Origin of the sequence: Streptomyces sp. R41 (assembly GCF_041053055.1) — a bacterium.
In the GTDB taxonomy this organism is placed as follows: Bacteria; Actinomycetota; Actinomycetes; order Streptomycetales; family Streptomycetaceae; genus Streptomyces.
The window spans coordinates 5,391,160-5,412,335 of sequence record NZ_CP163443.1 but is presented as its reverse complement, the minus strand read 5'-3'; the positions used below and the strand labels follow the sequence as shown (position 1 = coordinate 5,412,335).

19 protein-coding genes are annotated in these 21,176 nt (G+C 71.2%); 6 read left to right on the top strand and 13 right to left on the bottom strand.

The genetic code is table 11. From position 1 onward, the window contains the following. Positions 1-7: 7 nt before the first annotated feature. Entirely contained in the window at positions 8-988 is a 981-nt protein-coding gene (locus AB5J53_RS24790; protein WP_369247847.1) for an alpha-ketoacid dehydrogenase subunit beta, read from the bottom strand. Between the two features lie 2 nt (positions 989-990). Beyond that, entirely contained in the window at positions 991-2,196 is a 1,206-nt protein-coding gene (gene pdhA, locus AB5J53_RS24785; protein ID WP_369247846.1) for a pyruvate dehydrogenase (acetyl-transferring) E1 component subunit alpha, read from the bottom strand. Positions 2,197-2,575: 379 nt separating this feature from the next. Between pdhA (AB5J53_RS24785) and AB5J53_RS24780 the strand changes: the two genes are divergently transcribed. From AB5J53_RS24780 to AB5J53_RS24770, 3 genes are all read left to right on the top strand, one after another. Further along, the gene (locus tag AB5J53_RS24780; RefSeq protein WP_369247845.1) at positions 2,576-3,241 is read left to right on the top strand and encodes a response regulator; all 666 of its coding nucleotides are present in this window, start codon (positions 2,576-2,578) and stop codon (positions 3,239-3,241) included. A 104-nt stretch (positions 3,242-3,345) separates the two neighbouring features. Continuing rightward, positions 3,346-3,798 carry a pyridoxamine 5'-phosphate oxidase family protein gene (locus AB5J53_RS24775; protein WP_369247844.1) on the top strand — a complete coding sequence of 151 codons (453 nt, stop codon included), beginning with the start codon at positions 3,346-3,348 and terminating at the stop codon, positions 3,796-3,798. A gap of 103 nt (positions 3,799-3,901) precedes the next feature. Then, a complete protein-coding gene (locus AB5J53_RS24770; protein WP_369247843.1) occupies positions 3,902-5,026 on the top strand; it encodes a phosphotransferase in 1,125 nt (374 codons plus the stop codon). Between the two features lie 155 nt (positions 5,027-5,181). Here AB5J53_RS24770 and AB5J53_RS24765 read toward each other — a convergent pair whose 3' ends face one another. Beyond that, complete coding sequence (locus AB5J53_RS24765; protein WP_369247842.1) at positions 5,182-6,747, bottom strand: protein kinase; 1,566 nt, start codon at positions 6,745-6,747, stop codon at positions 5,182-5,184. Between the two features lie 382 nt (positions 6,748-7,129). On the opposite strand from AB5J53_RS24765, the gene AB5J53_RS24760 reads away from it, so the two are divergent. Next, positions 7,130-8,764: a protein kinase gene (locus AB5J53_RS24760; RefSeq protein WP_369247841.1), complete on the top strand. Its 1,635-nt coding sequence runs from the start codon at positions 7,130-7,132 to the stop codon at positions 8,762-8,764. 138 nt (positions 8,765-8,902) lie between these two features. Here AB5J53_RS24760 and AB5J53_RS24755 read toward each other — a convergent pair whose 3' ends face one another. Beyond that, complete coding sequence (locus tag AB5J53_RS24755; protein WP_369247840.1) at positions 8,903-9,445, bottom strand: bacterial proteasome activator family protein; 543 nt, start codon at positions 9,443-9,445, stop codon at positions 8,903-8,905. 168 nt (positions 9,446-9,613) lie between these two features. Between AB5J53_RS24755 and AB5J53_RS24750 the strand changes: the two genes are divergently transcribed. Continuing rightward, a complete protein-coding gene (locus tag AB5J53_RS24750; RefSeq protein WP_369247839.1) occupies positions 9,614-10,027 on the top strand; it encodes a hypothetical protein in 414 nt (137 codons plus the stop codon). Between the two features lie 32 nt (positions 10,028-10,059). Here the strand turns inward: AB5J53_RS24750 and AB5J53_RS24745 are convergent, their stop codons facing one another. The 7 genes from AB5J53_RS24745 to pdhA (AB5J53_RS24715) form a co-directional block, all read right to left on the bottom strand. Beyond that, a complete protein-coding gene (locus AB5J53_RS24745; protein ID WP_369247838.1) occupies positions 10,060-11,040 on the bottom strand; it encodes an NAD(P)H-quinone oxidoreductase in 981 nt (326 codons plus the stop codon). Positions 11,041-11,106: 66 nt separating this feature from the next. Next, positions 11,107-12,204 (bottom strand): TrkA family potassium uptake protein, encoded by a 1,098-nt coding sequence (locus AB5J53_RS24740; RefSeq protein ID WP_369247837.1) that lies wholly within the window; start codon positions 12,202-12,204, stop codon positions 11,107-11,109. 101 nt (positions 12,205-12,305) lie between these two features. Further along, complete coding sequence (locus AB5J53_RS24735) at positions 12,306-13,676, bottom strand: molybdopterin molybdotransferase MoeA (RefSeq protein ID WP_369247836.1); 1,371 nt, start codon at positions 13,674-13,676, stop codon at positions 12,306-12,308. Continuing rightward, positions 13,673-14,659, bottom strand: coding sequence for an NTP transferase domain-containing protein (locus tag AB5J53_RS24730; protein WP_369247835.1), 987 nt, complete (start codon positions 14,657-14,659; stop codon positions 13,673-13,675). The genes AB5J53_RS24735 and AB5J53_RS24730 overlap by 4 nt, the downstream gene beginning before the upstream one ends. Positions 14,660-14,734: 75 nt before the next feature. Next, positions 14,735-16,210 carry a dihydrolipoamide acetyltransferase family protein gene (locus tag AB5J53_RS24725; protein WP_369247834.1) on the bottom strand — a complete coding sequence of 492 codons (1,476 nt, stop codon included), beginning with the start codon at positions 16,208-16,210 and terminating at the stop codon, positions 14,735-14,737. Then, positions 16,210-17,214: an alpha-ketoacid dehydrogenase subunit beta gene (locus tag AB5J53_RS24720; RefSeq protein WP_369247833.1), complete on the bottom strand. Its 1,005-nt coding sequence runs from the start codon at positions 17,212-17,214 to the stop codon at positions 16,210-16,212. Before AB5J53_RS24720 ends, AB5J53_RS24725 begins: the two co-directional genes overlap by 1 nt. Continuing rightward, the gene (pdhA, locus tag AB5J53_RS24715; protein WP_369247832.1) at positions 17,211-18,371 is read right to left on the bottom strand and encodes a pyruvate dehydrogenase (acetyl-transferring) E1 component subunit alpha; all 1,161 of its coding nucleotides are present in this window, start codon (positions 18,369-18,371) and stop codon (positions 17,211-17,213) included. The genes AB5J53_RS24720 and pdhA (AB5J53_RS24715) overlap by 4 nt, the downstream gene beginning before the upstream one ends. 189 nt (positions 18,372-18,560) lie before the next feature. On the opposite strand from pdhA (AB5J53_RS24715), the gene AB5J53_RS24710 reads away from it, so the two are divergent. Further along, positions 18,561-19,046 (top strand): Lrp/AsnC family transcriptional regulator, encoded by a 486-nt coding sequence (locus tag AB5J53_RS24710; RefSeq protein WP_369252444.1) that lies wholly within the window; start codon positions 18,561-18,563, stop codon positions 19,044-19,046. Between the two features lie 3 nt (positions 19,047-19,049). Here AB5J53_RS24710 and AB5J53_RS24705 read toward each other — a convergent pair whose 3' ends face one another. Beyond that, complete coding sequence (locus AB5J53_RS24705; protein WP_369247831.1) at positions 19,050-19,640, bottom strand: TetR/AcrR family transcriptional regulator; 591 nt, start codon at positions 19,638-19,640, stop codon at positions 19,050-19,052. Further along, entirely contained in the window at positions 19,637-21,151 is a 1,515-nt protein-coding gene (locus tag AB5J53_RS24700) for a 3-hydroxyacyl-CoA dehydrogenase (protein WP_369247830.1), read from the bottom strand. The genes AB5J53_RS24705 and AB5J53_RS24700 overlap by 4 nt, the downstream gene beginning before the upstream one ends. Positions 21,152-21,176 lie beyond the last annotated feature (25 nt).

The following is a 21,176-nucleotide window of genomic DNA, read 5'->3' as shown; positions in this document are numbered from 1 at the left end:
CCTCTCCTCAGTACGCAAGCGAGCGGTCGACGGCGTCGAGCACCCGGTCCAGGCCCGGAAGGTACTCCTCCTCCAGGCGCGCCGGCGGGTAGGGGGCGTGATAGCCGCCGACCCGCAGGACGGGTGCCTCCAAGTGGTAGAAGCACCGCTCCGTGATGCGGGCGGCGATCTCCGCGCCCGTACCGAGGAACACCGGGGCCTCGTGCACCACGACCAGGCGGCGGGTCTTCTCCACCGATGCCTGGACGGAGTCGAAGTCGATGGGGGACATCGAGCGCAGGTCCAGGACCTCGATCGACTTGCCCTCCTCCTGGGCGGCCGCGGCGGCCTCCACACAGACCTTCACCATCGGGCCGTACGCGGCGAGCGTCAGGTCGGCCCCCTCGCGCACCACGCGCGCCTTGTGCAGCGGTCCGGGGATCGCGTCCTTGTTGACCTCGGACTTGTCCCAGTAGCGCCGCTTGGGCTCGAAGAAGATCACCGGGTCGTCGCTCTGGATGGCCTGCTGCATCATCCAGTAGGCGTCCGACGCGTTCGACGGGGAGACCACCTTGAGGCCCGCCACGTGGGCGAACAGCGCCTCGGGGGACTCGGAGTGGTGCTCGACGGCGCCGATACCGCCGCCGTACGGAATGCGGATCACGACGGGGAGCTTGATCTTGCCGAGCGCTCGCGCGTGCATCTTCGCGAGCTGCGTGACGATCTGGTCGTACGCCGGGAAGACGAAACCGTCGAACTGGATCTCCACCACCGGGCGGTAGCCGCGCAGGGCGAGGCCGATCGCGGTGCCGACGATGCCCGACTCTGCGAGCGGGGTGTCGATGACCCGGTCCTCGCCGAAGTCCTTCTGGAGGCCGTCGGTGACCCGGAAGACACCGCCGAGCTTGCCGACGTCCTCGCCCATGATGAGGACCTTGGGGTCGGCGTCGAGGGCCGTGCGCAGCGACTCGTTGATCGCCTTGGCCAGCGCCATCTTTTCCGCAGCCATCGCTACTTGCCCTCCCCTTCATCCGCGAACGACGCCTGGTAGGCGGCGAACTGGGCCCGCTCCTCGTCGACGAGCGCGTGCCCGTCCGCGTACACGTTCTCGAAGATGGCGAAGTGGTCCGGGTCCGGCATGGCACGGACGACTTCGCGTACTCGTTTGCCCAACGCTTCGCTCTCGGCCTCGAGTTCCGCGAAGAATCCCTCGTCCGCGTGGTGTGAGGCTTCGAGGTAGGTGCGCAGGCGCAGGATCGGGTCCTTCGCCTCCCAGGACTCGCGCTCCTCGTCGGCCCGGTACTTCGTCGGGTCGTCGGAGGTGGTGTGCGCGCCCATGCGGTACGTGAATGCCTCGATGAGCGTGGGTCCCTCGCCGTGACGGGCCCGCTCAAGAGCCCACTTGGTGACGGCCAGGCAGGCGAGGACGTCATTGCCGTCGACGCGGACGCCCGGGAAGCCGTAGCCCTGCGCGCGCTGGTAGAGCGGGACGCGGGTCTGCTTCTCGGTCGGCTCGGAGATGGCCCACTGGTTGTTCTGGCAGAAGAACACGACGGGGGCGTTGTAGACCGCGGAGAAGGTGAACGATTCGGCGACGTCGCCCTGGCTGGAGGCGCCGTCTCCGAAGTACGCGATCACGGCCGAGTCGGCGCCGTCCTTGGCGACGCCCATGGCGTAGCCGGTGGCGTGCAGCGTCTGCGAACCGATGACGATCGTGTACAGGTGGAAGTTGTTGCTGTTCGGGTCCCAGCCGCCGTTGTTCACGCCGCGGAACATGCCGAGCAGGTTGGTCGGGTCGACCCCGCGGCACCAGGCGACGCCGTGCTCGCGGTAGGTCGGGAAGACGTAGTCGTCCTCACGGGTGGCCCGCCCGGAACCGATCTGGGCGGCCTCCTGGCCGAGCAGCGAGGCCCACAGGCCCAGCTCGCCCTGGCGCTGCAGGGAGGTGGCCTCGGCGTCGAAGCGACGGGTCAGCACCATGTCCCGGTACAGGCCGCGCAGCTCTTCGGGGGTGATGTCGGCGACGTACGGGTCGTACGTGGCGTCCTTGACCCGCTTGCCTTCCGGGGTCAGCAGCTGAACGAGCTCGGGCTCGGCGCCCGTCGTACCCGGCGACTTCTTGGCGGCCGGGCCGGTGCGCTTGGCACCAGCGCTCGCGGCGCTCTTCGTACCGGCGCTGCGTCGCGGCTTGCGCGCGGCAGTGCTCTCCACGGTCACGTGTGCTCCTCCGTCGGTCCGGCCCCCGGGGTTGCCGGGTGGCCAGTGCGGCTCGCCTGTTCCAGTACCCGTGCACGGGGTGGGTGCACTCGGCCGGGAACAGGCGTGACAGGTGCCCCGGCGAGCGCCCTGCAACAGTCACGTTACCCAGTGCTTCACAATTCTGTGAAACCCCTCCTGACCTGCGTTTTTGCTTGGATTTCCAAGTACTTTTTAGTCGGATTTCCAAGTAATTCGCAGTTGTCGGGAACAGTCGCTGGTCACAGCACTGGTCGCAGCCTTGCAGGGGGCCGGAACACCGGCACGTTATCCCGGCCACCCCGGGCTCGGGAAGAGTTCACTTCGGGCACGGCCGATGGCGGTGTGTGACACTGACTTTGTGCGCGAAGAAGGAAAAATCACCGTATTTCTCCTCGACGATCATGAGGTGGTGCGCCGAGGCGTTCACGAGCTGCTCTCGGTGGAGGACGACATCGAGGTGGTCGGCGAGGCCGGCACGGCGGCCGACGCGCTGGTGCGGATTCCCGCCACCCGACCGGACGTGGCCGTCCTGGACGTACGGCTCCCGGACGGCAGCGGCGTGGAGGTCTGCCGCGAGATCCGGTCCCAGAACGAGGACATCAAGTGCCTGATGCTGACCTCGTTCGCCGACGACGAGGCCCTCTTCGACGCCATCATGGCGGGCGCCTCGGGCTATGTCCTCAAGGCCATCCGCGGCAATGAACTGCTCTCGGCCGTACGCGACGTCGCCGCCGGAAAGTCCCTGCTCGACCCGGTGGCCACCGCCCGCGTCCTGGAACGGCTGCGCGACGGCGGCCGCGCCAAGAGCGACGACAAACTCGCGCACCTCACCGAACAGGAGCGCAAGATCCTCGACCTGATCGGCGAGGGCCTCACCAATCGCGCGATCGGGGAACGGCTGCACCTCGCCGAGAAAACGATCAAGAATTACGTGTCGAGTCTGCTGTCCAAACTGGGAATGGAACGGCGCTCCCAGGCGGCGGCGTTTGTGGCGCGGGTACAGGCGGAGAGGCAGCACCGCTGAGCGGGCCTTTCGCGCACGCCGTCCATTGATTCGGGACTTTCGGCCCCCCACAGGGGGGCGGGTGCCCCTTTTCCAGCGCTCCGGCATGCCGGAGATTGGGTGGCATGCCCACCGACGAACGGCCCGCCGCCGAGTGCTCCGCCGACGAACAGCTCGCCGTGGAACTGATCGGCCGCGCCGATTACGGCCGGGTGGCCACCAGCATGCGGGCACTGCCCTTCCTGGCGTTCGCCCGACACATCGTGGTCGACGGCCGCGTGCTGCTGCGGATGCCCCGGAACTGCGGATACCACCACGCCTGCGCCGGCAGCGTCGTCGCGTACGGCACCGACAACCTGAGCACCGCGCGGCCGGGCGAGAGCCTGTGGTCCGTGCAGATCGTGGGTCAGTGCGAGTCCGTGGAACCGACAGCCTCCGAACGTGAGCTCTTCGGCCCCGCGCCGCGTTTCGTCGACGGCGAGCCCTTCGAGCCGGTCTATCTGGCCATCGAGCCGCAGTTCTCCACCGTGCACTCCACGGACGGTGGCCTGGAACGGCAGTTCCAGCACGTTCTGTGACTCTCCCGTGATCGAAGACGACTGTCTGTGACAACCAAGAGGTCAGGGCCCGGGCTCGTGCCCTAGCATCTGGCGCGTGCCGCGCTCATCTGTACCACCCCCTGTGTCTCACGCGCCCCCTCTGGGCGCCCTCCTCCGCCAGTACGCCGCCGGGTCCGCGCTCACCTGCGAACCCGTCGACGAGGGGCTGCTCAACCGCGGCTACCGGCTGTGCACCACCCGTGGCCGGTACTTCCTCAAGCACCACTTCGACCCCGAGACCGCCGATCCCGTCGCCATCGCCCGCCAGCACCGGGCGACCCAGCGCCTCGCGGACCTCGGCGTCCCGGTCGCCCCACCGCTGACCGGCACCGACGGGCGCACGGTCGCCGTCGTCGGGGGGCACGCCTACGCGCTGCACCCGTGGATCGACGGACGTCACCGGCACGGCGGCCAGCTCACCACGGAGCAGTGCGCGCGCCTGGGGGCGCTCCTGGGCGTCGTACACGCGAGTCTGGAACGGGTGATGCCGACGGAGGGGCACGCGGCGGCGAAACCGGCCGACGGCTCCGAGCCGGCCGACGGCTCCGAGTCCACGGAGGGCGACGATCCGGCCGCCGCCGAGTCCGTGGAAGGCGCCGAGCCGACCACCGCCGGCACCGCGGAAGGCGTCGATCCCGCCCGGGGCGCCGACCCCGCCGACACCTTCGCGCTCATCGACCGCCTGCTCGCCCAGGTGCGCCGGCACCGTCCCTCCGACGCCTTCGACGAGCTGGCCCGGCACCGGCTCCTGGAACGGCGTGCCCTCCTGGAGCGGCACGCCGACCGACAGCCCCCGCGGGGAGGCTCGGTGGGCTGGGTGCACGGCGACTTCCACCCGTTCAACCTGCTGTACCGCGACGGCGAACCGGCCGCGATCGTCGACTGGGACCGGCTGGGTATCCACCCTCGCGCCGAGGAGGCGGTCCGCGCCGCGGTGATCTTCTTCGTACGCCCCGTCGGCACCCTCGACCTCACGAAGGTACGGGCCTACACGCGCGCGTACCGGCGCGCCGCGGGCGCCACACCGCCCGAACTCACGGCCGCCGTGCACCGCGTGTGGTGGGAGCGCCTCAACGACTTCTGGATACTGCGCTGGCACTACGAGCGCGGAGACACCCGCGCCGATCCGCAGTTCCCGGCGGCCTCGGCGCTGGCGGTGTGGTGGACCCGGGAGTACGAGTCGGTGTGCGAGGCGTTCGCCGGGTGACCGCCGCCCTGGTGACAGTCCGCGGGGTGACCGCCGCCCCGGTCGCCGTCACAGCGACCTGATCGTCGGCTCGGCGGCCGTCACAAACGGCACGCGCGCGTGGAGCCCCTTTCGGGCTCCACGCGCGCGTGGCGTGTGTTTTCGACCGGCGGCGGTCAGCGGCCCACGGCCCCACCGAAGGGGGAGACGCCGGGGTCCGACGGACCCGGCGGCGTTGACGGTTCCTCCGTAGGCGTCGTCGGGTCGTCCGTCGGCTCCTCGGTGGTCGGTGTCGTCTTGGTCGGCTCGTCCGTCGGCTCGTCCGTGGGCTCGCCGGTGTCGCTCGGGGACGGCGTGTACGACGGCGTGTACTCCGAGCCGGTGCCGGTGCTGGTGGAGTCGTCCGTGGAGTCGTCCGTGGCCTCGTCGGTCGCCTCGTCGCTGGGCGTCTCGGTGGACTGGTCTTCGGTGCTGGAGTGCGTGGTGGTCGGCGACTGCGTCGTATCGGTGCCCCCGCCGTTGCCGCCACCGGTGTTGTTCAGCGCGAGCGCGACACCCGCCGCGATCGCGATCACCGCGAGGACCGCGAGGATCCACAGCTTGCCGCGGCCGCCGCCCCGGTTGCCGTGCCCCTCGAAGCCGCCGTCGTCCCCGCCGCCGTACCCGGTGGGCAGGATCGGCTGCGGGATCTGCGTGGTGCCCGAGTCGGCCGGGTGCGGCAGCGCCGTCGTGCCCGCGAAGCCCGCCGCCGGGGTGTGCAGGCCCTCGTGCACGGTGACCGGGCCGGTGTTCCAGGTGCCGGTGTGGCTGCCCTGGTCGTACAGCATCTGCAACCCGTACTGGACGAGCCCGCGCATCTCCTCGGCGGTCTGGAACCGGTCGTCCGGCTCCTTCGCGAGCGAGCGCATGACGAGCCCGTCGAGCTCCGGCGGCGCCGCGTCCGAGACCTCGGACGGGGGCACCGGAGTGTCCTGGACGTGCTGGTAGACCACCGACAGCGGCGTCTCGCCGGTGAACGGGGGCCGCAGTGCGAGGAGTTCGTAGAGCAGACAGCCGGTCGCGTACAGGTCGGAGCGGTGGTCGACGGCCTTGCCGAGCGCCTGCTCCGGGGAGAGGTACTGCGGCGTGCCCATGACCATGCCGGTCTGCGTCATCGTCGACTGGGCGCCGTGCAGGGCGCGCGCGATGCCGAAGTCCATGACCTTGACCGCGCCGGTCTGCGTGATGATCACGTTCGCCGGCTTGATGTCGCGGTGCACGATGCCGTGCTGGTGCGAGTAGGCGAGCGCCTCCAGGACACCGGAGACGATGATCAGCGCCTGCTCGGGCCCGGGGGCCTCGGCGTTGAGCAGCAGATCGCGGATGGTGCGGCCCTCGACGAGTTCCATCACGATGTACGGGACGACGCCGTGGCCGACCACGTCCTCGCCGGAGTCGTACACGGCGACGACCGCGTGGTGGTTGAGCCCGGCGACCGACTGTGCCTCGCGTGTGAAGCGGGCCTTGGACACCGGGTCCTCGGCCAGGTCGGAACGGAGCAGCTTGACCGCGACGGTCCGCCCGAGGCGCACGTCCTCGGCGGCGAACACCTCGGCCATGCCGCCCCGGCCGAGTCTGCGGGTCAGCCGATATCGGCCGTCGCCGACCAGCCCGCCGTTACCCCACATCTCCGGCGCATCTGACATACCGCCGCCAGTCGCCTCGGGGTCGGACGGGCCCTGAGCGCGCTGCTGCTGTGCCATCAGTCCTCGCCGTCGTTTCTGCCCGCGGTCTGCGCGGTGGTTGTTACGGTCTCCGTCGGGCCACGCTACAGGCTCGGCGCAAGGCGCCGAGCCGAGATGGAAGTGAGATGGACCGGCCATCAAACCCGCCACAGGGGCCCGCGTGCAAATTCTGTGTACCGGCCGTACGGCACCTGTAACGCTTCCGCGACGCTTCTTTCGCAGACGGTCACGGAACGGGCACCGAGCTTGACGTGTCAGTGCCCTCGGGCAGACTTGGCCGGGAATAAGCCAATCGATCACCGAAGACCGGCCGCGCACCGGACAGTTGCGCGCCGCACAATAGATCACGGACCGCGGGAGCCACCAGCCGCTGCCGCCGCGCCGATGGGGGACGCAGAACATGAGCCAGGACGGCGCACAGGGCCGGTACGCGGGGCGTGCGGTCGCCGGCGGCCGCTACCAGCTGCGCGATCTGCTCGGCGAGGGCGGCATGGCCTCGGTGCATCTCGCGTACGACTCGGTGCTCGACCGCCAGGTGGCGATCAAGACCCTGCACACCGAGCTCGGCCGCGAGCAGGCCTTCCGCGAGCGCTTCCGCCGCGAGGCCCAGTCGGTGGCGAAGCTCACCCACACGAACATCGTCTCGGTCTTCGACACCGGCGAGGACGACCTCGACGGCATGACGACTCCGTACATCGTCATGGAGTACGTCGAGGGCCGCCCGCTCGGCTCCGTGCTCGACCAGGACATAGCGCAGTACGGCGCCATGCCCGCCGACAAGGCCCTGAAGATCACCGCGGACGTGCTGGCGGCCTTGGAGATCAGCCACGAGATGGGCCTGGTCCACCGGGACATCAAGCCGGGCAACGTGATGATGACCAAGCGCGGCGTCGTCAAGGTGATGGACTTCGGCATCGCCCGTGCCATGCAGTCCGGTGTCACCTCGATGACGCAGACCGGCATGGTCGTCGGCACTCCGCAGTACCTCTCCCCGGAGCAGGCCCTCGGCAGAGGCGTGGACGCGAGATCCGACCTGTACTCGGTCGGCATCATGCTCTTCCAACTGGTCACCGGGCGGCTGCCGTTCGAGGCGGACTCGCCGCTGGCCATCGCCTACGCGCATGTCCAGGAGGAGCCGGTCGCGCCCTCCTCGATCAACCGCTCGCTCCCCCCGGCCGTGGACGCACTGGTCGCCCGCGCGCTGAAGAAGAACCCGAACGAGCGTTTCCCGAGCGCCGAGACCATGCGCGACGAGTGCCTGCGCGTGGCCCAGTCGTTCCAGGCCGCCGCGCCGAGCATCGTGCCGGGCGCCCAGACGTCGAGCGGCGCGGGCGTCGGTTCCGCCGTCTTCCCGCCCGTCGAGCAGGGCACTCCGGCGCCGGGCCTCGTACAGACGCCGTACCAGCCGGGCCCGTACGGCACGCCGACCCCGGCGCCCACGCCCCAGGCCCCGGCGTACGGCTATCCGCAGCAGGGCGGCTACCAGACTCCGCCGCAGACCGCGGCGTACTCCCCGCAGCAGGCGCCGTCCACTCCGCCGCCGTACAACCTCACGCCCCAGCCCACGACCCCTGTCTCAAGCGGTTCGGGCGGCCGGAAGAGCAACAAGGGGGTCGTCGTCGGGTCGATCGTGGTCGCGCTCGTCGCGATCGGCGGCCTGATCACGGCGCTCACGCTGAACGGCGGCAGCGACGACGACAAGGGCGGCAGCGACGCCAGCAAGTCGCCCACCGTGGTGGCGGGGCACAAGGGTCCGGACACGACGAAGACGATCGAGACGACCAAGTGCACGGAGCCGCAGGAGTCGTACGACGACCCGGACAAGATCCAGGTCCCCGACTTCACCTACAAGTACATCAAGTCGGTCAAGTCCTGCTTCCAGGCCGCGGGCTGGCAGATGAAGGAGACCAAGGTCGACGAGAACACGTACGGCGAGGGCACGATCATGGATCAGTTCCCCACCGCCGGAACGGACGTCGACCCCAAGGACATGCCCGAGATCGAGCTCAAGGTCTCGACGGGCGATCCGTCCTGATCCGCGTTCGGCGCGGGCCGACCCGCCTCTGACGCCTCTGACGCCTCTGACGCCTCTGACGCCTCTGACGCCTCTGACAAGCGAAGGGCCCGGCACTTTCGTGCCGGGCCCTTTTCGTAGGGGGTCTCGCTCCGGTGGCTACAGGTACGGCCCGCCCGAGCGGCCACCCGCGCGGGGGTCCTCGTCGCCGTCGGCGCCGCCGACGCCCGGAGGGAGGGCGCGGCGCATCGACTCCAGCTGGGCCCTGGCCGCCATCTGCTGGGCGAACAGGGTCGTCTGGATCCCGTGGAAGAGTCCCTCGAGCCAGCCCACCAACTGGGCCTGCGCGATCCGCAGTTCGGAGTCGCTGGGCGTCACGTCGTCGGTGAAGGGCAGGGAGAGCCGCTCCAGTTCCTCGACGAGCTCGGGGGCCAGGCCGTCCTCCAGCTCCTTCACCGAGCTCGCGTGGATCTCCTTGAGCCGGACGCGGCTCGCCTCGTCGAGAGGTGCGGCTCGCACTTCCTCGAGCAGCTGCTTGATCATGCTGCCGATGCGCATCACCTTGGCCGGCTGTTCCACCATCTCAGTCACCGGGACCTCGCGGGAGTCCTCGTCTCCGGTGCCACCGAGAGCCATTCCGTCCTGGCCTACGACCAGGATCTGAGGGTTCTCCGGCGACCTTTCGTTCCTCGGCATCTCCATGCCGCCATTCTCTCGCACCGCCACACCACACCTCGGTGGTGCCCCCTGTGCGGGGTGATCCACCATGTATGTCCCTCTCTGGGCGTCCGCCGGGATGCCGGGTCAAAAGGAGCGTGTGAGGCTTGTCCCGTTGATCTCGGGACTCCTCACCAGGAGGGGGTCACCGGCGTGACTCCATGGCTTCGCACGCTGCACGTGACGGGACTGCTGCTCGTCCTCATGACCGGCGCCGTACCACTGTCGTACGCCGCCGAGCCCGCCCCGTCCGCCGACGCCTCCCGCGCGGGGAGCGTCGCGGGTGAGGGACGCGTCCGGCCGGGGCGCGCGGTGCCCACGACGCCGGACGACCCCGACACCGAGGACGCGGAGCCGACGGACGCCGCCGCCGACCCGGACCGCCCGGAGGCCAGCGCCGCCCCCGAGCCGTCCAGGGGCGCGGTCATCCCCGTCCAGCAGAACGTGGTCGGCCCGGCGCACACCCCTGAACCGGTTCTCCAGATCCTGCCCCTCGGAAGTGGACTGATCCTGATGGGACTGGGCCTCGGGCTGGCCTTCCTCGCCCTGCGTGTGCGGCGCCGCTGAAGGCGTACGGCGCCGCGCGGGCAGCGCGCTCGTCAGGGAGCGACGAGCAGCACCTTGCCGATGTGGCCGCTCTCCTCCAGGACCCGGTGCGCCGCCGCAGCGTCGCTCATCGGGAGCTCGCGGTCGATGATCGGGCGTACGTGGCCGGAGTCGATCAGCGGCCACACGTGCTCGCGTACGGCAGCGACGATCGCCGCCTTCTCGCCGAGCGGGCGGGCGCGCAGGGAGGTCGCACTGATGGCGGCACGCTTGTTGAGGAGAGTGGCGATGTTCAGCTCGGCCTTGATTCCGCCCTGCATGCCGATGATCGCGAGCCGCCCGTTGACGGCGAGGGCGCGCACGTTCCGGTCCAGGTACTTGGCGCCCATGTTGTCGAGGATGACATCGGCGCCGGCGCCGTCCGTGGCCTGCTTGATCTCCTCGACGAAGTCCTGCTCGCGGTAGTTGATCAGGATGTCCGCGCCCAGCTCGGCGCAGAAGTCGAGCTTCTCCTTGCTGCCAGCCGTGACCGCGACCTTCGCGCCGACGGCCTTGGCCAGCTGGATCGCCATGGTGCCGATGCCGCTGGAGCCACCGTGCACGAGCAGGGTCTCGCCCGGGCGCAGGTGGGACACCATGAACACGTTGGACCAGACGGTGCAGGTCACCTCGGGCAGCGCGGCCGCCTGCCTGGCGTCCAGGCCCGTCGGCACGGGCAGCAGCTGCCCGGCCGGAACGGCGACCTTCTCGGCGTATCCACCGCCCGCGAGCAGCGCACACACCTCGTCACCGACCGCCCACCCGGACACACCGGGACCGATCTCGACGATGCGCCCCGAGCATTCGAGCCCGGGGTACGGGGACGCGCCGGGCGGCGGGTTGTAGAGGCCCTGCCGCTGCAGCAGGTCGGCGCGGTTGACGGCGCTGGCCACCACCTCGACCAGCACTTCGCCCTCGGCGGGCACCGGATCCGGGACCTCGTCCCACACCAGCGCCTCGGGCCCACCAGGTTCTGGAATCGTGATCGCGTACATGAGGGGGACGCTACTCCTCGGCCCCGGCCGGGGTGTCTCCGGCATGATCCGCCGGACAGGCCTTAGTTAGTCCTGAGGAAGCGGTCGCATGTGGGGCGCCACCTGCGTGCCCGGTGTCGCCCGCACGATCGTGATGAGGCGGTCCGTCAGCTGGATCGTCCCGACGGCCGGATCGTCGTAGCCGAGGACCCGGTGTCCTCGTACGACACTCACCACCAGGTCGTCCGTCTCGCGTACGCCCTTGCCGACCTCGGCCTTTATGACCGGCCGTTCGACGATGTCGAGCCCGCTGCCCTGCTGGATGAGGTCCTCCATGACCATGCCCGCGGCGGGGCTGAGCACGGAGAGCCCGAGCAGTCGGCCGGCGGCGCTGGCGCTGGTGATGACGGCGTCGGCGCCGGACTGCTTGAGCAGCGGCGCGTTCTCCTCCTCCCGTACGGCGGCGACGATCTTCGCCGCACGGTTGAGCTGGCGGGCGGTGAGTGTGACCAGTACGGCGGTGTCGTCCCGCTGCGTGGCGATGATGATCTGCCGGGCCCTGCGGACCTCCGCCCTTACCAGCACATCGCTGCGCGTCGCGTCCCCGACGACCCCCGCATACCCTTCGGCCGTTGCCGCGTCGACGACCTTGGAGCTGGGATCGACGACCACGACCTGCTCCTTCTTCAGCCCGGTCGCGCAGACGGTCTCGATGGCCGACCGGCCCTTGGTCCCGAAGCCGACAACGACGGTGTGATCCCTCAAGGCCGCCCTCCAGCGGTTCAGCCGCCACTCCTCCCGGGTGCGTTCCGTGAGGACCTCGAGCGTGGTGCCGACCAGGATGATCAGGAACAGCACGCGCAGCGGCGTGATGACGAAGATGTTGGTGAGCCGGGCGGCATCGCTGACCGGGGTGATGTCGCCGTATCCGGTGGTGGAGAGGGTGACGGTCGCGTAGTAGAAGGCGTCGAGCGGGTCGACCGTGCCGTCCGAGTTGTCGTTGTAGCCATCGCTGTCGGCCCAGACGATGAGCGCGGTGGCGACGAGCACCAGCAGTGCCATCGCCACCCGTTTGAGGACCTGACGGATCGGGCGTTCCACGACCTTCCTCGGGAGTTTCACCCGATGGGTCACGAGATGCTCGTCCGCTTGGCGGGCGATCGCGTCATGGCCCGGAAGTTTCACGTGAAACACACCCCGTTCCGATTCATGTGAACCGCACCCCGATTGGATCCATGTGAACCGCGCCCCCGCTTGGATTCATGCAAGTCGCGGCCTGTCCGCGCTCATGTGAAGCACACGTCGATCCCGGCGGTGGCCCACGGGAGGTCGAGGAGTTCCAGCTCCTGACCGGCCCGTGCGCCCCCCGGCGGTACGACCACGAGGGCGTCGGACGCCGCGATGCCACGCAGCATCGCCGGACCGTTGTAGTGCAGCGGCACGGCCCGGTCGGCGCGCAGCACCACGGGAACGAGCCGGGTGTCGTGCGGGTGCCCGTGCACCGCGTCCTGGAGGGGCAGCGTGTACGGCTCCGGGGCCGTGCGTGCGGCGAGGGTGCGCAGCAGGGGCTCGGCGAGCGTGAGCAGGCCGGAGACGGCGGCCAGCGGGTTGCCGGGCAGACCGACGAGGTGCTGGTTCTCCTTGGTGCGGGCCAGGAGCATCGGGTGCCCGGGGCGCACCTTCACGCCGTCCACGAGAAGTTCGGCGCCGATACGGTTCAGGGTGGGGTGGACGTGGTCGACGGGACCCGCCGCGGTACCGCCGGTGGTGACGATCAGGTCGGCGTCCGAGCCGGTGATCGCCTTGTGCAGCACCTTGGCGTCGTCGCCGAGCCTGCGCACCGCGACGACCTCGGCGCCGAGCGCGCGCAGCCACGGCGGCAGCATCGGGCCGAGCGCGTCCCGGATGAGCCCCTCCTGGGGCAGTCCCTCGGTGAGCAACTCGTCGCCGAGCACGAGGACTTCGACGCGCGGACGGGGGACGGTGGCGAGCGTGTCGTACCCGGCGGCCGCGGCGAGGCCCAGCACGGCGGGCGTGACCAGCACGCCGACCGGCAGCAGCTGATCACCGCTGCGGCACTCCTGGGCGCGCGGGCGGATGTCCTGCCCGTGCACGACGTCCCGGGTCGCGTGCAGCCGCCCCTTGTCGTCGATCCGCCCGTGCTCACTGCGCAGTACGGCGGTGACGTCCTGCGGGATTCTCGCCCCGGTGGCGATACGCGCGGCCTCGCCGTCGGTGAGCGCCTCCGGCTCCGCGTGCCCGGCGAGCACGCCTTCCTCCCGTACCTCCCAGGGCCCGGGTCCCGCGACCGCCCAGCCGTCCATCGCGGAGGTGTCGAAGGAGGGCAGGTCCGTGAGCGCGGTGAGGGGGGCGGCGAGGACAAGGCCGAGGGAGGCGTCGAGGGGTACGGAAACGGGGGCCCGACGCGGCACGGACCGGGCGGCTCGCTCGGCGACGGCGCGGGCCTCGGGCCAGGGGGTGGCCTGGTGATGGGCGTGCGCGGCCCCTCGTCCGGGCCGCTCGGCGCCGGGGGCGGGCGCGGGCACCGAACGGCCCTCGGGGGCGGGCGCGCCGTCTTCCTTGACCAGGGCGAGCGCCTCCTCGACGTCGAGATCGTCGGCGTCCTGACTGTCCCGGGTGGAGTGGGCGGGCGTCATCCTGCGTCCGGCTCGGCTTGGGGGGCACTTCCGGCGTCCGGCTTGGCGTCGGGGGCGTCCTCGTCGGCCCAGCGGAGCGCAAGCGCCGCGGCCTTGCGGGCGGCCTCGGCCACGGCTTCCGGGCCCCCGCCGGCGCGCGCGGCCGCGTACCCCACGAGGAACGTGGTCAGCGGCGCGGCAGGCCGCGCCACCCCGTGAGCGGCGTCGCGGGCCAGGTCGAGCAGGACGCCGGTGTCGACGTCCAGGTCGAGGCCCAGCTCGTCCTTGACTGCGGAAATCCATTCATCCAACACGTGCCCATGCTCCCTGATACGTGCCCGGGCGGCGGCGATGTCGTCCCAGGTGTCGCAGTCGAAGGACGCGACGGGGTCGGAGATGCGGGTGAGGTCGAGCGCGGCGATGAGCCGCCGCAGCGGCAGCCCGGTGAGTCCGCCGTGGGCGGCGGCGAGAACGGCCAGCTCACGGCGCAGGGCCTCCACGCGGTACGCGGCGACGAGGGGTTGATCGCGACCGTCGCGGTCGGTGAGCACAACGCCCTCGGGTTTCGCCGGGGCGTCGCTGGTCTGCAGAGCGCCCAGCAGGCGTCGTACCGTCCCCTCGTCCAGGAACGGCAGATCGGCCGAGAGGACGACGACGTACTCCGCGCCGGTGTGCCGAAGCCCGGCGTCGAGCGCGGCCAGCGGTCCTCCGCCGGGCGGGTCCTCGCGGGCCCACTCCACGGGGCGTGCGGTCGCCCTTGGCCCGGCCACGACCACCGTGGTGACGGCGTCGGCGCAGGCGGCCAGCACCCGGTCGAGCAGCGCCCGGCCGCCGACGCGCACGCCGGGCTTGTCCGCGCCGCCCAGCCGCCGCGCGGCGCCGCCTGCGAGCACGACGGCGTCGTACGGGACATCGGCCCCGGGGGTGCCTGGTGGCTCGGGGCTGCCCGATGGCTCGGGCGTACCCGGCGACTCGGGCGGTCCCGGTGACTCGTACGCGGTCATCCCCCGAGTATGGGCGTCCGAAGGATCATTGCCACCCCCGTGCACAGCATGTGGACGGGGATGGCCGCGGCGCGGCTACAGCGTCCGCAACAGCACCGCCGGATGTTCCACACAGTCCGCCACATACCGCAGGAAGCCGCCCGCCGTGCCGCCGTCGCACACTCGGTGGTCGAAGGCGAGCGAGAGCTGGACGACCTGTCGCACCGCCAGCTCGCCTTCGTACACCCAGGGCTTGGGGACGATGCGGCCGACGCCGAGCATGGCCGCCTCGGGATGGTTGATGATCGGCGTGGAGCCGTCGACGCCGAACACCCCGTAGTTGTTCAACGTGAAGGTGCCGCCCGTCAGTTCCGCGGGCGTCAGCGTCCCGGTCCGCGCCGCCTCGGTCAGCCGGGCGAACTCCGCGCTCAGCCCCTCCGCGTCGCGCGCGTGCGCGTCCCTTACGACGGGTACGACGAGCCCCCGCTCGGTCTGTGCCGCGAAGCCGAGGTGCACCTGGTCGAGCTGGACAACCTCGCGGGCCTCCATGTCGACGGTCGAGTTGAGCTCGGGGAAGCGCGCGAGCGCGGCGGTGCAGATCCGGGCCAGCAGCGCGAGCAGGGAGATCTTCGGGCCGCCCGCGGAATTCATCGCCACGCGCGCGTGCATCAGCTCCGTCGCGTCGGCGTCCACCCAGCAGGTTGCGTCGGGTATCTCGCGACGGCTGCGGGAGAGCTTGTCCGCGACGGCGCCCCGGACGCCCCGGAGGGGGACGCGGATGCCGTGTGCGGGAGACGGCGCCCCGGTGAGCCCGGGTGCGGCGGGTGCTCCCACGCCGCGGGCGGCAGGCGGGGCCTGCAGAAGCCCGCCGGAAGCGGAAGCAGCAGCCGGCGCCGACCTGGGGGCATGCGCGGGCGCGGGCGTCCGGATCTGCCCGGCCGCCGCACGCAACGCGTACTCGACGTCCGCCCGCAGGATCAGACCGTCGGGCCCCGATCCCTCCAGCTCCCGCAGATCCACCCCGTTTTCCCGGGCGAGCCTGCGCACGAGCGGGGAGATGACGGGTACGGGACCGTCGGCGTGCAGCAGCGCGGAGTCGCTGTGACCGCCGCCGCGCTGCCCTGCCTGCCCCGGCTCAGGCCCCACGGGAGCGGTGGCCGTACGGCGCTCCTCGCCGCCGGGCGGACCCGCCGCCGGCCGTACCGGAACCGCGCCGGCGGACGGCCGCACCCTCCTGCGCCGCGCCGGAGGCGCTCCCGTGCCGTACCCCACCAGCACATTGCCGGACCCCTCGTCGCCCGCGTCGCCGTCGACGGAGGATGCCGGCGCGCCCACGGCGACGGTCAACAGCGGCGCCCCCACCGGCAGTTCCGTGCCCTCCTCGCCGAAGCGGGCGGTGACCACACCGCCGTAGGGGCAGGGGACCTCGACCATCGCCTTGGCGGTCTCGACCTCGACGACGGGCTGGTCGACGGCGACGACGTCACCGACCTCCACCAGCCAGCGGACGATCTCCGCCTCGGTGAGCCCCTCCCCGAGGTCGGGGAGCTTGAACTCCAACACCTGCGCCATCAGCTGTCCGCCTCCCATTGCAGACGCCCCACGGCGTCCAGGATCCGGTCGACGCCGGGCAGATGGTGCCGCTCCAGCATCGGCGGCGGATACGGGATGTCGAACCCGGCCACGCGCAGCACCGGCGCCTCCAGGTAGTGGAAGCAGCGCTCGGTCACGCGGGCCGCGATCTCCCCGCCCGGGCCGCCGAACCCGCCCGACTCGTGCACGACGACCGCGCGCCCGGTCCGCCGCACGGAGGCCGACACCGTCTCGTCGTCGAACGGCACCAGCGAGCGCAGATCGACGACTTCGAGGTCCCAGCCCTCGGCCCGCGCCGCCTCGGCGGCTTCGAGGCAGACGGGCACGGACGGCCCGTACGTGATGAGCGTGGCGCTCCGGCCCGAGCGCCGCACCACCGCGCGGCCTATCGGTTCAACGGCCGGCGGCTCGTCCGGGTTCCAGGAATCCTTCGACCAGTACAGCCGCTTGGGCTCGAGGAAGACGACCGGGTCGTCGGAGGCGATGGCGGAACGCAGCAGTCCGTAGGCGTCGGCGACCGTCGCGGGCGTGACGACATGGAGCCCCGGAGTCGCCATGTAGTACGCCTCGGACGAGTCGCTGTGGTGCTCGACGCCCCCGATGCCGCCGCCGTACGGAACACGGATCGTGATGGGGAGCGGCATGGCGCCCCGCGTGCGGTTGCGCATCCGCGCGACATGGCTGATCAGCTGCTCGAACGCGGGGTAGGCGAAGGCGTCGAACTGCATCTCCACGACCGGCCTCAGGCCGTACATGGCCATGCCGACGGCCGTCCCGAGGATGCCCGCCTCGGCCAGCGGTGTGTCCGTGCAGCGGTCCTCGCCGAACTCCTTGGCGAGCCCGTCGGTGACCCGGAAGACACCGCCCAGGGTGCCGACGTCCTCGCCCATGACGTGGACCGTCGGGTCGGCGGCCATGGCATCGCGCAGGGCCCGCCCGAGGGCCTGCGCCATGGTCGCCGGTTTGAGGGCAACGGTGGTCATCGCCCGGCTCCTTCCGGCCCGTGGTGATGCGGACCGTCCGCCTCTGCATCGAGCTCGGCCCTCAACTGGGTCTCCTGCTCCAGCAGTTGAGTGGTGGGCTGGGCATACACATGGGCGAACAGATCCATGGGGTCCAGCACCGGGTCCTGGTTCATGCGCTCACGCAGATCCGCGGCCATCGTCTCGGCGTCCTCGCGCGCGGCCCGGATGCCTTCGTCGTCGAGCAGCCCGCGCTCGGTCAACTCGTGCTCCAGGAGCGCGATCGGGTCGTGCGCGCGCCAGGTCTCGACCTCGGCGTCGCCGCGGTAGCGGGTCGCGTCGTCGGCGTTGGTGTGGGCGTCGATGCGGTACGTGACGGCCTCGACGAGCGTCGGACCGCCTCCCGCGCGCGCTTGGGCGATGGCCTCGCCGAGCACCTGGTGCACCGCCGCCGCGTCGTTGCCGTCGACCAGGCGGCCCGGCATCCCGTAGCCGACGGCCTTGTGGGCCAGCGACGGGGCGGCGGTCTGCTTGGCGAGCGGGACGGAGATGGCGAAGCCGTTGTTCTGGACGAGGAAGACGACCGGGGCCTGCCAGACGGCGGCGAAGTTCAGTGCCTCGTGGAAGTCGCCCTCACTGGTGCCGCCGTCGCCGACCAGGGCGAGCGCGACCACGTCGTCGCCCTTGAGGCGGGCGGCGTGCGCGAGGCCCACGGCGTGCGGGAGCTGGGTCGCGAGGGGGGTGCACAGCGGCGCGATGCGGTGCTCGCGGGGGTCGTACCCGGTGTGCCAGTCCCCGCGCAGGAGGGTGAGCGCCTGGACGGGGTCGAGGCCGCGGGCGACGGCCGCGAGGGTGTCGCGGTAGCTGGGGAAGAGCCAGTCACGGTCCTCGAGGACCAGCGCGGCGGCGACCTCGCAGGCCTCCTGACCGGTGCTGGAGGGGTAGACGGCGAGGCGGCCCTGCTTGGTGAGGGCCGTGGCCTGCGTGTTGTAGCGGCGGCCACGCACCAGTTCCGCGTACAGACGGCGCAGCAGGCCCGGGTCGACCTGCGCGGCTGCCTCGGTGCCAAGGACGCGGTACGGCAGCGCGTCGGGCAGCAGCGGCGCGGGGTCGGTGCGGGGCTGCCAGGCGGGCGGCGGCGTGGGCCGGTACGCGCCTCGCTGCTCCATGACCGTCATGACGGCACCTCCTCGTGGGAGCGGCTTCAGGCGCTGCACGGGTGTGAGGCGCCTCACCTACCGATTGTTCGGTCGTCGGCACATTTTGGCTACAGGCACCGCCAGGCTGTGGACAAACGGTTCTGCACAGCCTGAGATGGACGCAGTACGTCCATGGTAGGGAGGCGGGGGGACATGGCACCTGAACAAATGGCCGAGCCACCGGAGGCCGGCCCCGCCCTTGCGCCCGCCCGCCCGCTCGACGCCATCGATCAAGACATCCTGCAGATGCTCCAGGCGGACGGCCGCGCCTCGATACGCTCCGTGGCCGAACGCGTCCATGTGTCGCGTGCCAACGCCTACGCGCGGATCAACCGTCTCATCGAGGACGGCGTGATCCGCGGCTTCGGGGCACGCGTCAACCACGAGCGCGCCGGGCAGGGCACCTCCGCGTACATCACCCTCAAGATCGTGCAGAACTCCTGGCGCACGGTGCGCGAGCAGCTGAGGGTGCTCCCAGGGGCCGACCACATCGCCCTGGTGGGCGGCGACTTCGACGTACTGCTCCTCGTGCACACGCCGGACAACAAGGCGCTGCGCGAGCTGGTGCTCACGCGTCTGCAGGCCATCCCGGAGGTTCTCAGTACGCGCACCCTGCTGGTCTTCGAGGAGGAGGACCTGGAGCCGGAGGGCTGAGTCTCAGCGCTCGCTGCGCAGTCCCGCGAAGACCAACTGCACCACCGCGTCGGCCACTTCCCGCTCGCCCATGCCCCGCCCGTCCGGCCGGTACCACTCCACGATCGAGTTGATCATCCCGAAGACAAGCCGGGTCGCGAGCCGGACCTCCACATCGCCGCGTACGTCCCCGTCGGCGGCCGCGGCCTTCAGGAGCTCGGCCACCTGGTGGTCGAAGTCACGGCGCCGCTCCAGGGCCCAGCGCTCGGCGTCCGTGTTGCCGCGCACCCGCAGCAGCAGCGTCACATACGGAAGTTCGGCGGTGAGCACCTCGACCATGCGCCGTACGACGTACTCCAGGCGCTCCACGGCACGCCCCACGCGCGCGTGCTCCTCGTCGAGGATCCCGAAGAGGCCGTCGAGGGCGCGGCTGACCGCCCGACGCAGCAGCTCCTCCTTGCCCGCGACGTGGTGGTATATGGACGACTTGGAGATGCCGGCCGCCTTGGAGAGGTGCTCCATGGAGGTGCCGTCGTAGCCGCGCTCGTTGAAGACCTGGACGGCGACGGAGAGCAGGGTCTCCGGGGTGTAGGTGTCGCGCTTGGCGGTGGTCATGAGGTGCCCTCCCGCTTCTCGGAGGCGTACGCGTGGCGGTAGAGCGCGAGGGACGGCGCGTAGCGCCCGGAGGGGTCGCGCTGGTGCAGATCGTCCAGCACGGAGCACGCCCAGCTCCTGCCGAGCCTGCGGCTCCATTCGAAGGGCCCCAGGGGGTAGTTGACGCCGAGCCGCATCGCGGTGTCGATGTCCTCCTCGGTGGCCACTCCCTTGGCGACGGCGTCGTGCGCCAGGTCGACGATCCGGGCCACGGTCCGGGCGACGATCATGCCGGGGACGTCCCCGATGACGCTGACGTCCTTGCCGAGGGCCTGGAAGAGTCCGACGGCCTCGGAGAGCGTCTGGGGAGCGGTGTCCTGAGAGGCCGACACGGCGATCCGGGTCGCCTTGCGGTAGTCCAGCGCCAGGTCGAAGTAGACGACGTCGCGGAACTCCACCGAGGTCTGGCCGTCGGCGAGGACCAGCTGGCCGCCGCTGGGCAGCACGAAGCGCGTGCCGTGGTCCTCCTCGTCCGCACGGACCTGGATGCCCGCCTCGCGGATCAGGGGGAGCAGCTCGGAGGCCGGGCCCAGATCGCCCTCGGCGACGACGTACGCGGGCGCCTGTGCCTTCTCCGCGGTGTGCGGCTCGGAGCGCTCGGCGTCGTCCGCGTAGTCGTACCAGCCGTGTCCCGTCTTGCGGCCGAGCCGGCCGGACTCGACGAGCCGCCGCTGGGCGAGCGAGGGCGTGAACCGCACGTCCTGGAAGAAGGACTGCCACACGGAGTGCGTGACGGACTCGTTGACGTCCTGGCCGATCAGGTCGGTCAGCTCGAAGGCTCCCATCCTGAAGCCGCCGGACTCCCGCAGGATCGCGTCGATGGTGGCCGGGTCGGCGGCCTGGGCCTCGTACACCGCGAAGGCCTCGGCGTAGAAGGGCCGCGCGATGCGGTTGACGATGAAGCCGGGGGTGTCGGCACAGGCGACCGGGGTCTTCCCCCAGGCGCGGGCCATCTCGTACGCGCGCGTGGCCGACGAAAAATCGCTCGCGTACCCGGAGACGACCTCCACCAGGGGCAGCAGGGGCGCGGGGTTGAAGAAGTGCAGTCCGACCAGGCGGCCGGGGCTGCGCAGGGCGCCGCCGATGGCCGTGACGGACAGGGAAGAGGTGTTGGTGGCGAGCAGACAGTCGTCTCCGACGATGTCCTCGAGATCGCGGAACAGCTGTTGCTTCACGTCGAGTTGTTCGAGCACCGCCTCGACGACGAGGACGCAGTCCGCGAGGTCGGTGAGGCTCCCGGCCGGCTGGAGCCGCGCACGGGCGGCGTCCCGGTCGGCGCCGGTGAGCCGGTCCTTCTCGACGAGCCGGTCGAGGCGGGCGCCGATCGCTTCGGCCGCCGCGTCGGCACGCCCGGGAACGGCGTCGTAGAGCCGCACGGGGTGGCCCGCTACCAGCGCGACCTGGGCGATGCCCTGGCCCATGGTGCCGGTGCCGACGACGGCCACGGGGCTGCTGAGGTCGAGTGCTGTCATGTGCGCGATCCTCCCGCACGGGGTT